The 12,900-nt window shown below is 70.8% G+C and carries 13 protein-coding genes; 9 read left to right on the forward strand and 4 right to left on the reverse strand.

Going from position 1 to position 12,900, the window contains the following annotated elements:
- The first annotated feature begins 9 nt into the window (after nt 1–9).
- Both AB0H71_RS06775 and AB0H71_RS06780 read left to right on the forward strand, forming a co-directional pair.
- Nucleotides 10–1,245, forward strand: coding sequence for an arginine deiminase (locus AB0H71_RS06775; protein WP_357015650.1), 1,236 nt, complete (start codon nt 10–12; stop codon nt 1,243–1,245).
- 9 nt (nt 1,246–1,254) lie between these two features.
- Complete coding sequence (locus tag AB0H71_RS06780; RefSeq protein WP_357015653.1) at nt 1,255–1,824, forward strand: NAD-dependent epimerase/dehydratase family protein; 570 nt, start codon at nt 1,255–1,257, stop codon at nt 1,822–1,824.
- Nucleotides 1,825–1,828: 4 nt separating this feature from the next.
- Here AB0H71_RS06780 and AB0H71_RS06785 read toward each other — a convergent pair whose 3' ends face one another.
- The gene (locus tag AB0H71_RS06785; protein ID WP_357015655.1) at nt 1,829–2,476 is read right to left on the reverse strand and encodes an MspA family porin; all 648 of its coding nucleotides are present in this window, start codon (nt 2,474–2,476) and stop codon (nt 1,829–1,831) included.
- A 378-nt stretch (nt 2,477–2,854) separates the two neighbouring features.
- Entirely contained in the window at nt 2,855–3,160 is a 306-nt protein-coding gene (locus AB0H71_RS06790) for a hypothetical protein (protein ID WP_357015659.1), read from the reverse strand.
- 407 nt (nt 3,161–3,567) lie between these two features.
- Here AB0H71_RS06790 and AB0H71_RS06795 point away from each other — a divergent pair, with 407 nt between their 5' ends.
- The 4 genes from AB0H71_RS06795 to AB0H71_RS06810 all read left to right on the forward strand — a co-directional run bounded on the left by AB0H71_RS06795 (nt 3,568) and on the right by AB0H71_RS06810 (nt 8,489).
- A complete protein-coding gene (locus tag AB0H71_RS06795; protein ID WP_357015661.1) occupies nt 3,568–6,414 on the forward strand; it encodes a hypothetical protein in 2,847 nt (948 codons plus the stop codon).
- A gap of 58 nt (nt 6,415–6,472) precedes the next feature.
- Nucleotides 6,473–6,961 carry a DUF6301 family protein gene (locus tag AB0H71_RS06800; RefSeq protein ID WP_357015664.1) on the forward strand — a complete coding sequence of 163 codons (489 nt, stop codon included), beginning with the start codon at nt 6,473–6,475 and terminating at the stop codon, nt 6,959–6,961.
- Nucleotides 6,958–7,404, forward strand: coding sequence for a hypothetical protein (locus AB0H71_RS06805; RefSeq protein ID WP_357015667.1), 447 nt, complete (start codon nt 6,958–6,960; stop codon nt 7,402–7,404). The genes AB0H71_RS06800 and AB0H71_RS06805 overlap by 4 nt, the downstream gene beginning before the upstream one ends.
- 134 nt (nt 7,405–7,538) lie before the next feature.
- The gene (locus tag AB0H71_RS06810) at nt 7,539–8,489 is read left to right on the forward strand and encodes an adenylate/guanylate cyclase domain-containing protein (protein WP_357016209.1); all 951 of its coding nucleotides are present in this window, start codon (nt 7,539–7,541) and stop codon (nt 8,487–8,489) included.
- Here AB0H71_RS06810 and AB0H71_RS06815 read toward each other — a convergent pair.
- Nucleotides 8,480–8,968, reverse strand: a complete 489-nt coding sequence (locus AB0H71_RS06815; protein ID WP_357015670.1) for a nitroreductase family deazaflavin-dependent oxidoreductase — start codon at nt 8,966–8,968, stop codon at nt 8,480–8,482. The genes AB0H71_RS06810 and AB0H71_RS06815 overlap by 10 nt on opposite strands.
- 74 nt (nt 8,969–9,042) lie before the next feature.
- Here AB0H71_RS06815 and AB0H71_RS06820 point away from each other — a divergent pair, with 74 nt between their 5' ends.
- The 3 genes from AB0H71_RS06820 to AB0H71_RS06830 all read left to right on the forward strand — a co-directional run bounded on the left by AB0H71_RS06820 (nt 9,043) and on the right by AB0H71_RS06830 (nt 11,910).
- Nucleotides 9,043–9,690, forward strand: a complete 648-nt coding sequence (locus tag AB0H71_RS06820) for a TetR/AcrR family transcriptional regulator C-terminal domain-containing protein (RefSeq protein WP_357015673.1) — start codon at nt 9,043–9,045, stop codon at nt 9,688–9,690.
- A 100-nt stretch (nt 9,691–9,790) separates the two neighbouring features.
- Nucleotides 9,791–10,621, forward strand: coding sequence for an alpha/beta hydrolase (locus tag AB0H71_RS06825; RefSeq protein WP_357015675.1), 831 nt, complete (start codon nt 9,791–9,793; stop codon nt 10,619–10,621).
- Nucleotides 10,622–10,686: 65 nt separating this feature from the next.
- Nucleotides 10,687–11,910: a SpoIIE family protein phosphatase gene (locus tag AB0H71_RS06830; RefSeq protein ID WP_357016212.1), complete on the forward strand. Its 1,224-nt coding sequence runs from the start codon at nt 10,687–10,689 to the stop codon at nt 11,908–11,910.
- Here AB0H71_RS06830 and AB0H71_RS06835 read toward each other — a convergent pair.
- Complete coding sequence (locus tag AB0H71_RS06835; protein WP_357015678.1) at nt 11,847–12,866, reverse strand: alpha/beta hydrolase family protein; 1,020 nt, start codon at nt 12,864–12,866, stop codon at nt 11,847–11,849. The genes AB0H71_RS06830 and AB0H71_RS06835 overlap by 64 nt on opposite strands.
- Nucleotides 12,867–12,900: the final 34 nt, after the last annotated feature.

The following is a 12,900-nucleotide window of genomic DNA, read 5'->3' on the forward strand; positions in this document are numbered from 1 at the left end:
GGAGACGCCGTGACGGAATTCGGTGTGCACTCGGAGGTCGGCACCCTGCGCTCGGTGCTGCTCTGCGCGCCCGGCCTGGCGCACGAGCGGCTGACCCCGTCGAACTGCGACGACCTGCTCTTCGACGACGTGCTCTGGGTGCAGAACGCCAAACGCGACCACCTCGACTTCGCCGCCAAGCTGCGGCATCGCGGGGTCGAGGTGCTGGAGCTGCACAACCTGCTCACCGAGGCACTCGCCCTGGACGGCGCGCGGGGCTGGATCCTGGACCGGGTCATCGTGCCGAACGAGGTCGGGCTCGGGCTGGTCGACGACACCCGCGGCTACCTGGAGACGCTCGACGACCGCGCGCTCGCCACCCAGCTCATCGGCGGGCTCGCCACCGCCGACCTGCCCGCCGAGTTCCGCTCCGGCTACCTGGCGCTGGCCCGCGAGCAGACCGGGGTGCGCGAGTACCTGGTGCCGCCGCTGCCGAACACGCTCTACACCCGCGACACCACCTGCTGGATCTACGGCGGCGTCACGCTGAACCCACTGTACTGGCCCGCCCGGCACGACGAGACGCTGCTCATGAAGCTGCTCTATACCTTCCACCCGCGCTTCACCGGCTCCCGGATCTGGTGGGGCGACCCCGAGCGGGACTGGGGGCTCGCCACCTTCGAGGGCGGCGACGTCATGCCGGTCGGCAACGGGGTGGTGCTGATCGGGATGAGCGAGCGCACCTCCAGGCAGGCCATCACCCAGGTGGCGAAGGCGCTCTTCGAGGCGGGGGCCGCGCGGCGGGTGATCGTGGCGGGGATGCCGAAGCTGCGCGCCGCCATGCACCTGGACACCGTGCTCACCTTCGCCGACCGCGACCTGGTGACGGTCTTCCCCGACGTCGTCTACGCGCTGCACACCTTCTCGCTGTACCCCGCGGACCGCGCGCCCGGCATCGAGGTGGTCGAGGAGTCCGGCCCCTTCCTGGAGGTGGTCGCCGCCGCGCTGAACCTGTCCGCGCTGCGGGTGGTGGAGACCGGCGGCGGCTACTACGCCAACGAGCGGCAGCAGTGGGACAGCGGGAACAATCTGGTCGCCGTCGAGCCGGGCGTGGTCTTCGCCTACGACCGCAATACGCACACCAATACCGCGCTGCGCCGCCAGGGCATCGAGGTGATCACCATCGTCGGCGCCGAGCTGGGGCGCGGGCGCGGCGGCGGGCACTGCATGACCTGCCCGCTCATCCGGGATCCGGTGGAGTTCTAGGGTGGGCCGATGCGCATCTTCCTCGCCGGGGCCACCGGCGTACTCGGCATCCGGCTGCTACCGCTGCTGATCGCGGCCGGGCACACCGTCGCCGGGACCACCCGGTCGGCCGCGCGCACCGGGCCGATCGCGGCGGCGGGCGGCGAGCCGGTGGTGGTCGACGTCTACGACGCGGCCGCGCTCACCGCCGCCGTCGCCGAGTTCCGCCCCGACCTGGTCATGCACCAGCTCACCGACCTGCCGGACGCCGCCGCCGACATCCCGGCCGGCGCCGCCGCCAACGATCGGATGCGCACCGAGGGCACCGCCAACCTGGTCGCCGCGGCCGGTGCCGCGCGGTTCCTGGCGCAGAGCATCGCCTGGACCCCGGCGGGCCGGGAGGCGGTGATCGCCGGGCACGAGCGCGCGGTGCTCGAGATCGGCGGGGTGGTGCTGCGGTACGGGCAGCTCTACGGGCCGGGCACCTACTACGAGGCGGAGCCGCCCGCGCACCCGCGCATCCAGGTGGACGAGGCCGCCGCGCGCACCGTCGCGCTGCTGGACGCCCCGTCCGGGATCGTGGTGCTCACCGGGGGGTGAGCGGTCAGTTCACCTCGTAGGGCTTGCCGAGGGTGGTGACCGAGTCCCCGGTGTCGCTGACCACGGTCACGTACGGCTGCACGGTCGCGGTGCCGATCACGCCGGTGACGGTGCCGATGGAGTTGGTGAGCCGCACGCTGCCCTCGGCGCCGGTGATCCGGCCGCTGACCGCCTCGATCTGCCGCACGCCCGGGCCGAAGCCGGTCTCGATCTCGCCGGTGACGGTCGGGATGAGGTCGACGTCGAGCTTGGGGCCGGGGATGCCGTTGTCGGTCTCGATGCCGACCCGCGGCGAGCTGTAGCCGAACTTGATACGGCCGTCGACGGTGGCCGGGAAGCCGACCAGGTAGCCGATCTTGATGGTGCCCGCGAACTCCTCGGCCTTCTCGCCCTCGACGGTGAACTGCGCGGTGACATCGTGGAACCACTGCCGGGTGAGCGGGTTGCGGTCCAGCGGCGGTACCGCGCGGATGGTGGTGTCGGCCTGGATGGCGCTGATCGTGCGCTGCTTGCCGTCGATCACCCGGTCGGTGCTGTCCACCCCCGCGAAGGCGGTGCCCGCGCCGAAGGTCAGCGCCATCGCGGCGGCGAGCCCCGCGGTGACGAGCCCGGCCCGGTGGCCGCGGGAGGGGTGCGAGGGAACTCGTGTCATTGCTCTTCGTGTCCGTTCTTCGTCGTGCGCGGTGCGGTGATCGAGGCGGGCGGCAGCGCCGAACCGGCTTGCCGGGAATTCGCGGAATGCGATCACCACAGGCAGCGTGCCGAATTCCGGACGTGCGCGCAGGCCACCCCGGCCCGACCCGGGAGCGATGCCGTGCGCGAACTACGCGCTGCACCGGGCGCTGAGCCTTCCACACGCTGGGAAGTCGCGCTCGCCGGGTGATTGCCGCAAGCTTTCGTTCGCCCAGGTCGGGGCGGACGGGCTGGCGGAAGCGGTAAATCGTTCACTCGCGTTTCAGACCGTTTCGGCGGGGTCTGCACTTTTCGGCGGGGTGCGGCGGTGTGACCCGCGCCACGGTGTGACGGCGGTCTATCGCGCCGCGGTGAGCACGAGGTAGCCGATGCCGCGGGCCTCGTGCCTGGCGTTCGCAGTGAAGCCGAGGTTGGTCAGGAGGCGCAGGCAGCGGGTGTTCCACTCCTGCACGACCGCGCGCAGCGAGGTGTCCGGGAATTCGCGGCGGACCGCGGCGAGGACCGTTCCGGCGAAGGCGCGGGCTGTGCCATAGCCGCGACCTGCACCGCCCGCCTCGACGCAGGCAGCGATGGCGGCCCGGCAGTCGTTCAGGAAGGTGGCGGCGGTCCAGAGAGTGGTGGGAACGGCGTCCTGAGCGCTCACCCGTGCGCCGTTGTCGAGTTCGTAAGCGGCTGCGGCACAACCATATGGGCAACCGCGGGTATTGACTGGGGCGGCTGCTTCTGTGAAGCTCAATTCAGCGCCACACCTGCGCGCTTCGTCTCGAGCGCCCGCGGATCCCCGGTGCCGCTCTCCTAGCATCGATCGCAGTCTCACCGCGCCCATCGCACGCCGCGGCCCCGCCGCACTCAGCTGCGGTGGCTCCGGGTCGCCTGCGCTTTGTGACCACCTCCGCGCGCGATGCTTGTGGATTCCCGCCGAGTGGCGACCGCCGCTGCGGCGTCGAGACGACCCCGTGCCGTCCTCGATCTACGGATCGAGGACGGCACTCTTCGTTTCCGGCCCTTCCCCCTCGGCGAGGTGGCCCCAGGAATACCGAGGTGACTCCCATGTCTGCGAAGAAGGACAAGGCCAAACAGCATTCCGACAAGGGCGGAGGGGGCGGCGGGAAGCCGGCACCGTCACTCACCGACGAGCAGCGGCGGAATTACGAGATGCTGGGCATGCTGCCCAGCGCCGCGCCACCGCCCCAGCCCACCGAGTCCGGGATGGGGATGCTCGATGTCCTCGCGATCACCGAGAACGGTCCGCCGGCCAGCAACGAGACGGTGACGCTCCCCAGCGGAACCACTATCCGGAACGAGCCGGTGCCGCTGGGCAACGGCCTCGTCGGCGTAGAGTCCACCGTGACCGTGCCGGGCCATGAACCCGTCACATCCGTTCCGTCGGTGGGTATCTCACCGCGTGAGGCCGCCGGCTTCTACACCACCAACCCGTTCTACACACCGCAGCAGCGCGACCGCGACCTGGCACTCACCGCGGGCACCCTGATGGGACCGCACACTCTCGCCGACCGGGCAGCAGCCGCCGCGCGCCTCGACGCGCACTGGAATCAATCCGCGGCGCCGAGGCACCCCGGTGGCGCCCTGCTCCTGCCCGGGCCGGGCTACAGCTCCACCGAACTGGTGCGCGACCTGCAGTGGGCGTCCACCACCGGCCCGCTGGACGCACTCGGCGAGCAACGCCGTACCGAGGCTGCGAACCGGTTGTGGCGCCTCGGCGCCTACACCCGGCAGGAGCAGGAGTCGGATCAGCTCACCGCGCAGCTCGGCAACTACACGCTGAACCATCCGCGCTACCGCGAAGAACTGCGCACATTGCTCCTCGACGGAGTCTCCCGCGACGACGCCGACACCATACTGGCCGATCGGGCGGCGGCGGCCCGGCTCCGCCTGCAGCAGGCCGGAATCCCCGTCATGGACCTGGAGAACGTCGACCCCCTCCGGAACAACCAATTCCTCAACCCGGTCGACCCGGACAACCCGCTCGTCGCGGTGCCGGACGGTCCACCTCCGCCGATCAACTCGGTGACCGAACCGGAATTCCGCGCCTGGATAGGTGAGATGACCGGCCTCGGCGACCTCGGCGAAGGCCTGGAGACGGGCAATTACGGCCAGGCCGCTTTCGGGGCAGGCATGACCCTCCTGACCTTCGCTCCCGGCGTGATAGTGCGACCACTGGGTAAGGGCTTCCGCTGGCTCGGCGACAGGATCCTCGGCGAAGCCGGAGCGGAGGCAGCCACCCAACTCGGCCGGACGGTGCGGCCGGGGTGGGGCGGAGCCGGGGATACCCCGCTATGGCGGCAGCCGACGGCTCCCCTACCCGGCAGGCACCTTCCCGAAGCCACCCCGCCGAATTCTCCCCGCGGGGAGCTGCCACCGAGCTCGCAGGAGGCGGTACCACGGGTCGGCGGTACCGAACCGGCATCCATTTCGCCGCCCCCGGCCGGTCGCGCCGCGCCGCCACCGCCTGGTGGTGGTGAAGGACATGTGTTCGACCTGGAACCGCGGAGTTCGCCAGCGTTGCAGCCAGGTCATCCGGCCTATCACAACCCCGGCGAATACGGGGGGTACGACGGCCCATGGCAGCCACCGGAGTCCGGGGTCGGCGGACCAGGGGCCTGGAGGCCACAGGCTCCGTGGCGGCCGTTGCCCGGCCCCGGCCGAGGCAGACCCGCCCCGGAACTGCCGCCCGGCCGCACGCTACCGGAAGGCGTGCGACGTGGTATCGACAAGCGAAATCAGGTCTACTGGACCGACCCGCATGGCCGGCGGGTCGACATGGAATCGTGGGACACCGTTCCCAGCGAAACCCTTATGCGCGGAAAACTCGCCGACGAGCCTCTCGGGACAATTCCGATGAACGAGGTAGACGCTCCGGTGCGAGGTCTGATCGATGAGCAGACGGCGCGTTACGACGATGCGATCCGAGCTCGCCGGGAGTACGAGGCCGAGATCCAGCGGATCATCGATGAGCGGAATCTCACCGTCACCGACGGTAGCTTCAGCAGGCAACCTCTCACTATCGATCAGTTCACTTCGGGCAGGACTGACGAGACGATAGGCAAACTCGTGCAATCCGGCCAGTTGGATCACGCCGATCCAATAGTCCGCCGGCTCGAGGAACTCAGCGCGGGCCGAGCCGAACAACGCGGGATAATCACGTCGGCGACCGAAAAGCGAGGCGAGATCGGCGGGGACCATTTCGCCGACGAGAACAACATCGAGATCATCTACGCGGGCAAGTACGGCGGAACGGCCGATCGGATCGGCATCGTCACCGATGCGGACGGCAATCGCCGGGTCGTTCTTCTCGAATACAAGGGAGGCGAGTCGATAGGCTACAGCCCTCGCACCATTGATGTCGGCGGCCACCAGATCAGAGTCGAGCAGGGTACCTATCCCTACGCGCAGGACGAATTCCTCCGTCCCGACTCCGGGCCCATGAAGGCGCTGGAGCAGCACGACCCCGAACTGGCCCGCCGGCTGCGTTCCGGGGAGGAGTCCTTCGACTACGTGGTCGTCCACACCGACTCCAGCGGAACGATCACCGCCCACCACGTCGATCCGCAGACCGCGAAGGATTTCCGGCTCGCGCAACCGCCGAATCCGCCTGCTCTGCCGCCCGGTACCCGGGACGCCACTCCGATCGCGGGCACCGGCGCCGCACCGGCATGGCTGACCGGACTTGTTCCCGGCGGCCCACCCACCTTCGCGACCTGGACGGCTCCGATCGCGGCCGCTGGGGCAGCAGCGGCCCACCCGGCGATCCGGGCTCGGCAACATCGACGGCAGAACCAATCCCTCGTACTGAACCTCCTGGTGGCGGCGAGCCATGGGTACGCAGACCGAAACGAGAACGCCCGCGTCCTGACCTACGGTGCCCACATCAGATGACGGTTCGCCCGCGAACACCGCGCTCTTCAGGTCATTATCGAGAAAGTAGGCTGATGCCATGCGCGCCAATACCGAAGCCGCGATCCGGATCTCCCGCACCGCCGCGGAATACTCGTGGGGACAGTGGCCGATCGCCGATGTCGACGAGCTCGCGCCCTTCTGCGCGCTGGTCGGCTGGCGAATCGGAAAGAACGAAACCAATCGATGGCTGGAGACCGACCTCGATCCCGGATCCCACACCGGGCTTGTCCACTCCTGGACGGGCGGAGTGGTCGGGTTGTCCGTGACCGTTACCGATGTCGCCGATCCGGAGCATATGTCGATGGCGCTGCGGCCACCGACCATCGACTGCTTCGCGGAACTCGCGGAGGCGCTCACCGGAACGCTGGGCGACGCGGTGGAGTACCGGCCCGGCTGGGAAGCCCGGATCGGCTGGCACCTCCCCCGCGTCGGCATCCAGCTGACGATCTCGCCCCAGAGCATACAGTTGGGCCTCGTCGACCCGCGCCGTGTCACGTCGCCGCACACCCCTGAGGAGAGCAGATGACGACGACCGATCGCGACGCTTGGCAACGGTTGTCCGAGGCCCTGGCGCTTACCTTGACCTGGCTACCCGAGGGCGGGTTCCTCGTAATCGGCGCGACCGGTAACCGGTTCATCCGCTTCCAGATGAGGCCACGCTGGCTGTGGTGCGAAATCACCCACAACGACCAGCTCGGCGACGACCGCTATCGAATGTCCGCCGATGCCGAGCAGATGCTGGACGACCAGGGCTGGTACCTGCCGCCGGAGTCGGTCTCCGTCAATTGGTTCAAGCACGTGAATTGGCCCGCTCACTACCGCGAATATCGGACCATCGCCCATGAGTGCGTCCGTGCGCTCCACGAGTTCCTCGGAGTCGGCACTCCGTCCGAACTCACGGTCAAGGCTTGGACATCCAGCTCCGAGGAGGAATTCAACACCGATCTGGTCACCGGCGCGGTCCGGTAGGGAAAGGGCCTCGCGGTCGATTCGGCAGCGGTTCTGCCGACGGGGTAGAACCGGCACGCTCCCAAACCATCCGACCTCACCGTAAGGTGGTCGGGGTGGTATCGACCGAGGTCTCCGAGCTGGTGCGCTCGATCATGGAGTCGTATCTGCTCGGTGCCGAGCGCCGCTTCACCAGGGCGGAGGTGGCCGAGCAGGCGGGGGTGACGCCGGAGACGTCGCGCAAGCTGTGGAGCGCGCTCGGCTTCCCGGCGGGCTCGGACGACGATGTCGAGTACACGGGGCTGGACGTGGCAGCGGTCCGGCTCTTCCGCGACCTCACGGTCTTCCAGTCCGCCGACCCCAGGGTGGTCGCCGCCTCGGCGCGCACGCTGGGGCAGAGCATGGCCCGGCTCACCGAGTGGCAGGCCGACCTGGTCGCCACCGAGATCCTGGCCAGGGCCGCGCGCACCGAGGGCGACCCGGCCGAATCCCTGCGCGAGGCAACCGAATCCACCCTGGACGCCTTCGAGGAGCTGCAGCGCTACACCTGGCGCAGGCACCTGGCCGCGGCCGTCACCCGCTCGCTGGACGGCAGCACCGGAGCCGACCACATCCGCACGCTCGCGGTCGGTTTCGCCGACATGGTCGGCTACACCCGGCTCACCCGCCACCTGCACGTGGACGAATTGTCCACGCTGCTGGAGGCTTTCGAGTCCACCACCGCGGCGGCGATCACCGACAACGGCGGCTGGGTGATCAAGAACGTCGGCGACGAGGTGATGTTCGCGGCCGAGACGGTGCTGGAGGCGGCGCGGATCGCGGTCGCGGTGCAGGAGTCGACCATGATGGTCGGCGGCACCCCCGACCTGCGGGTGGCCATCGCCTACGGGCCGGTGCTGCAGCGCTTCGGCGATCTCTACGGCTCCACGGTGAACGCCGCCGCCCGGCTCACCGGCGTGGCCCGCCCCGGCACCATCCTGATCGACGATGCCGCGGCGGCGGAGCTGGTCGGCGAGCCCGAGTTCAGCACGCAGAACCTGCGCAGTGTGCGGGTGCGCGACTTCGACCGGCTGCGCCCGCACGTCCTGCTCCCCACTCAGCCCTGAACCGGCGCCACCCGGCGCACCCGCAGGCACTGCCGCACCCCGAACAGCCCGAGCATGAACCGGGCGCCGCGCGGTAGCAGCGCGCGCACCGCGGCGGTCTCGACCAGCTCCGGCCGGTCCACCGCGATCCGCTCGCCGCCGACGCCGACGGTCGCCACCCCGGCGGCGCGCACATTGCGCAGCCAGTCGGCGCCGGTGCCGTAGGGCAGCGCGATCAGGAAGTCGTCGCCGGCGGGCACCACGTCGACCGGGGTGCGGTACTCGCGCCCGGACTTGCGGCCGACGTGCACGATCACCGCGGTGTGCGAGGTCGCGCTGCCCGCGGTGCCGATCACCCGGCGGTTGGTGACCCGCTTGTTCAGCTGCCGCACCCCGTTCACCACCGGCCGGATCTGCCAGCGCAGCCCGGCGAACAGCACCGCGAATAGCAGCAGCACCACCGCGACCAGCGCGATCACGACGACGAGCACGACCTTCATGGTTCCTCCAGCCTCGGACTTACATCGTAAGTATCGTAGGCTTACGGCGTAAGTACCGTCAATCCCGAGGTGTCATGCCCCCACGCACGCCGCTCACCCGCGAGCACGTCCTGCGCACCGCCGTCGCCTTCGCCGACGAGCACGGCCTCGCGTCGCTGACCATGCGCCGGCTCGGCACCCTGCTCGGGGTCGAGGCCATGTCGCTCTACAACCACGTGCGCGGCAAGGGCGACCTGCTGGACGGCATGGTCGACCTGGTCTTCGCCGAGATCGAGCTGCCGGGCGCGGACGCGGACTGGCAGGACGCCATGCGCGGGCGCGCCCGCTCCGCCCGATCGGCGCTGACCAGGCACCGCTGGGCGGTCGGGCTGATGGAGTCGCGGGCGGCGCCGGGGCAGGCGACGCTGCGGCACCACGACGCGGTCATCGGCTGCCTGCGCCGCGCCGGTTTCTCGCTGGAGCTCACCGCGCACGCGTATTCGGTGCTGGACAGCTACATCTACGGCTTCGCGCTGCAGGAGGCGGCGCTGCCCTTCGAGGGGCCCGAGCAGACCGCCGAGGTGGCGACCCGCATCCTGGATGCCGTGCCGACCGGGGATTATCCGCACTTCTTCGAGCTGGCCGAGCACCACGTGCTGCGCGCGGGGTACGACCACGGCGACGAATTCGACTACGGCCTGGAGCTGATCCTGGACGGTTTACGAAGCCGCGCCGAGCCCTGAGCGAACACTCGCATGATCGAAAACGCTTGACTGCGAATGATTTCCCCGAAGTTGCTCCGGTGCGGGGGGCAGCCGCCCCCCGGCGTGTCAGGATGGACGGATGAACGTGGTGGCGAGGAACCGGGTGGCGGTTTCCGGGCGCACCGGCGCCCCGGTGGTGGTGCTGGCGCACGGCTTCGGCTGCGACCAGAACATGTGGCGGCTGGTGGCCCCGCTGCTCGAACCCGACTTCACCGTGGTGACGTTCGACCACGTCGGCGCGGGCGGCTCCGACCTCGGGGCGTGGAGCGCCGAGCGCTACGGCGAGATGCGCGGCTACGCCGAGGACGTGGTCGAGGTGTGCCGGGAGATCGACCTCGGGCCGGTGGTCTTCGTCGGGCACTCGGTGGCCGCGACCATGGGGGTGCTGGCGGCCGCCGCGGCGCCGGAGCTGTTCGCCGGGCTGGTGCTGCTCGCCCCGAGCCCGCGCTTCCTGGACGACCCGGCCGCCGGGTACCGCGGCGGGTTCAGCGCCGCCGACATCGACGAGCTGCTGGAGTCGCTGGACGCCAACTACCTGGGGTGGTCCGGCGCGGCGGCGCCGATGATCATGGGCAACCCGGACCGGCCGGAACTCGCCGCCGAGCTGGAGAACCACTTCTGCCGCACCGACCCCGCCATCGCGAGCGTCTTCGCCCGGGTCACCTTCCTCTCCGACAACCGTGGTGATCTGGCCGCGGTGCGGGTGCCGACGCTGGTCGCGCAGTGCTCGAACGATGCCATCGCCCCGCCCGAGGTCGGCGCGTTCGTGCACGCCGAGATCGCGGGCAGCACGCTGGTCACGCTGAACGCCACCGGGCACTGCCCGCAGCTGGCGGCGCCGGAGGAGACCGCGCAGGCCATCCGCGCCTTCGTCACCGGGCTGGACGGGCCGGGCGGCGGGCCGTCGTGATCGGCGCCGGCGAGTCCGGCGCCCGCCCCGCGCGGGCGGCCGCGGACCCGACGCAGTTCTCCGCGCTGCTCGAGGACAACACCGACGACCTCTACGAGAACGCGCCCTGCGGCTACCTCTCCACGCTGCTCGACGGCCAGATCGCCAAGGTTAACACCACCCTGCTCGGCTGGCTCGGCTACGACCGCGCCGAGCTGGTCGGGCGGCGGCACTTCACCGACCTGCTGACGGTGGGCGGGCGGCTCTACCACGAGACCCACTTCGCGCCGCTGCTCCGGATGCAGGGCGAGGTCACCGGGATCGCGCTGGAGCTGCGCACCGCCGACGGCGAGCGGCTGCCGGTGCTGCTCAGCTCGGTGGTGAAGTCGGGGGCGGACGGTCAGCCGCAGCTCATCCGCACCACCGTCTTCGACGCCCGCGACCGCCGCGCCTACGAGGCGGAGCTGCTGCGCGCCCGGCGCGAGGCGGAGCGGGAGCGGGAGCGGCTGCGGCGGGTCAACGCCATCCTGCAGCGCACCCTGCTGCCGCCCGCGCTGGAGCCGGTGCCCGGCCTCGACGTGGCCGCGCACTACCACATCGCCTCGCCGGACGAGGTCGGCGGCGACTTCTACGACCTCTTCCCGCTCGCCCCCGGGCGCTGGGGTTTCTTCCTCGGCGACGTCTGCGGCAAGGGCGCGGGCGCGGCGGCGCTCACCTCCCGGGTCCGGTACACGCTGCGCGGCGCCGCGGTGCACGACCCGGAGCCGGACTCGGTGCTCAGCCAGCTCAACCGGGTCATGCTCGACTCGCACCACCCCGACGACCCGCGCTTCTGCACCGTGCTCTACGGCCAGCTCACGCTCGGCCGCGACGCGGCGCACATCGCGCTCGCCGGCGGCGGCCACCCGGCCGCGCTGCTGCTGCGCGCCGACGGCTCCGCCGACTTCCTGCCCACCGCGGGTGGCCAGCTCATCGGGGTGCTGCCGGAGGCCGACATCACCACCGTCAGCACCATGCTGCTCCCCGGCGACACCCTGCTGCTCTACTCCGACGGAATCATCGAGGCCCGCACCGGCCCCGCCGACGTGTACGGCGAGGAGGCGCTGCTCGCCTTCGTCCGCGACCTGGCCCCCGCCACCGCCACCGAGGTGGTGGCCGCGCTCCGCGAGCTGCTCGCCGAGCTCGGCGGCGGCGTCATCGACGACACCGCCCTCCTCGCCCTGCACCTGCTCCCCGCCGAGGCGAGTCAGCTCGTGCCGATGGACCCGGCCAGGAAGGGCCAGGACGTGCGGAGGTCGTCCTCCCAGTAACCCCAGGAGTGGGTGCCGGTGGGGCGGTCGTCGAGGGTGACCGGGATGTTCAGCTGCCGGAGCCGGTCGGTGAGGTTGATGGTGCAGTAGCGGATGGCGGCCTCGATGGGGCCGCCGAAGGCGAGCTGCACCGGGAGCGGGATGCGGCCGTCCTGGACGCGCGGGTCGGCGGCATTGTCGTGCGGGCCGGGGAGCCCGCTGCCGGTGCTGAGGTAGACGGCGGTGCCGCGCAGCCCCTCGGCGTTGAGCAGCGGGTCGTTGGCGCGCCAGAGCGGGCCGGCGGCGGGGCCCCACATGTTCTCGACGCTCTGCCCGCCGCCCCAGTTCTCCACGGTGATCCGGACGAACTCGTGGCCGACGGGGTCGGAGGTCTGGGCGCAGCCGCTGTAGGAGGCGACGCTGTTCCAGAAGCCGGGCTTGGCGATGGCGAGGTTCAGCACCGAGGTGCCGCTCATGGAGACCCCGGCGAGCGCGCGGTTGCCGTCGGCGTTCAGGTACGCCTCGATGACCGGCGGCAGCTCCTCGTTCAGGAAGGTCTGCCACCGGTTGAACCCGAGGGCGGCGTCCTCGCGGATCCAGTCGGTGTAGTAGGAGTTGCTGCCGCCGTAGGGCGTGACCACGTTGACGTCGCGGTCGCGCAAGAAACCGACGGCGTCGGTCTGGGCGTCCCAGCCGCTGCCGTTCGGGCCGCCGCCGGAGCCGTTGAGCAGGTACAGCGTCGGCCGCGGGGCGCTCGCATTCGCGGCGCGGATGACCTGGACGGTGATCGGGCGGTTCATCGCGGGCGAGAAGACCTGCACGTTCTGCTGCCGGTCGTTCACCTGCTCGGCGCCGACCACGCGGGCGCCGGGCGCGGCGGAGGCTCCGCCCGCGGTCCCCATCAGCCCGGCGGCGGCGAGCGCGCCGGCCAGGGCGAGGCGCGCCAGCGCCGTTCGTGCCGATCGCGGTGAGATCACGGTGGATGGCCCCTCTCGTTCGCTGTTGGATCGC

Origin of the sequence: Nocardia sp. NPDC050697 (assembly GCF_040654395.1) — a bacterium.
In the GTDB taxonomy this organism is placed as follows: Bacteria; Actinomycetota; Actinomycetes; order Mycobacteriales; family Mycobacteriaceae; genus Nocardia.

Bases quoted from the DNA above. Each gene is read 5' to 3' on its own strand.
- AB0H71_RS06780 (WP_357015653.1), top strand. From the start codon at position 1,255: ATGCGCATCTTCCTCGCCGGGGCCACCGGCGTACTCGGCATCCGGCTG.
- AB0H71_RS06785 (WP_357015655.1), bottom strand. From the start codon at position 2,476: ATGACACGAGTTCCCTCGCACCCCTCCCGCGGCCACCGGGCCGGGCTC.
- AB0H71_RS06795 (WP_357015661.1), top strand. From the start codon at position 3,568: ATGTCTGCGAAGAAGGACAAGGCCAAACAGCATTCCGACAAGGGCGGA.
- AB0H71_RS06800 (WP_357015664.1), top strand. From the start codon at position 6,473: ATGCGCGCCAATACCGAAGCCGCGATCCGGATCTCCCGCACCGCCGCG.
- AB0H71_RS06805 (WP_357015667.1), top strand. From the start codon at position 6,958: ATGACGACGACCGATCGCGACGCTTGGCAACGGTTGTCCGAGGCCCTG.
- AB0H71_RS06810 (WP_357016209.1), top strand. From the start codon at position 7,539: ATGGAGTCGTATCTGCTCGGTGCCGAGCGCCGCTTCACCAGGGCGGAG.
- AB0H71_RS06815 (WP_357015670.1), bottom strand. From the start codon at position 8,968: ATGAAGGTCGTGCTCGTCGTCGTGATCGCGCTGGTCGCGGTGGTGCTG.
- AB0H71_RS06820 (WP_357015673.1), top strand. From the start codon at position 9,043: ATGCCCCCACGCACGCCGCTCACCCGCGAGCACGTCCTGCGCACCGCC.
- AB0H71_RS06825 (WP_357015675.1), top strand. From the start codon at position 9,791: ATGAACGTGGTGGCGAGGAACCGGGTGGCGGTTTCCGGGCGCACCGGC.